This is a genomic window from Vibrio sp. 1562, from assembly GCF_033340155.1.
Taxonomy (GTDB): Bacteria; Pseudomonadota; Gammaproteobacteria; order Enterobacterales; family Vibrionaceae; genus Vibrio; species Vibrio alginolyticus.
The window spans coordinates 1-700 of the sequence record NZ_JAWOVY010000354.1; the positions used below are offsets into that span (position 1 = coordinate 1).

Sequence of the window (700 nt, forward strand, 5' to 3'; positions counted from 1 at the left end):
AACCGAAATATTGATCGCAACTCGACGTGACGGCGATAACGACATTGTTTTCATGTCCGACAGCACTTTTTCGATGACCAACTTATCGAGTAGCGGCATGGCATCAAGCATTTGGAAGTCACTGATGAACGTTGGAGGGCACAGTTTTCCCTCTTTGTCGATGTAACGAATCAGCGCTTCATAGGAGAACACTTTCTCTTCATGCGTCGATTGTAGCTTTTGATAAAACATCACCAGCTCCCCTTCTCGCAGAATTGAAGTCAAACGCTTCTGAGCCGATGATTTGTTAATACTGTATATGTTTGAATCTTTCACGCTATTAAGCAGAGACTTAAACAGCGATTGTTCAATACCATTCAAAGCATTATTCAGCCCGAATTGACTCGCGTGTTTGCCAGCATAAGCAAGATAAAAAGGTCGATAGATCAATACTCCTGCCGCGATCACTATCAGTTGAAGTATTGTGCCTTGGATATGATTTCCCATTGCTACATATCCACTGATCAACGGCGGCGTCATCCAGTTCACGATCTTCTCTACAGGATCAATAATACCCGACGCAATGCTCGCATAAGTGATCACGAAGCTCACCAAAGGCACCAGAACAAATGGGATGATGAGAATAGGGTTAAAGATGATCGGCAAACCAAACAGCAACACTTCATTAATGTTGAACATCACCAATGGCGCAGCCGCCAAC

1 protein-coding gene is annotated in these 700 nt (G+C 43.9%); it reads right to left on the reverse strand.

Going from position 1 to position 700, the window contains the following annotated elements; genetic code table 11:
* The coding region (locus tag R7Z49_RS25150) for an EAL domain-containing protein (protein ID WP_318112408.1) at nt 1-700 on the reverse strand (700 nt) is incomplete at both ends.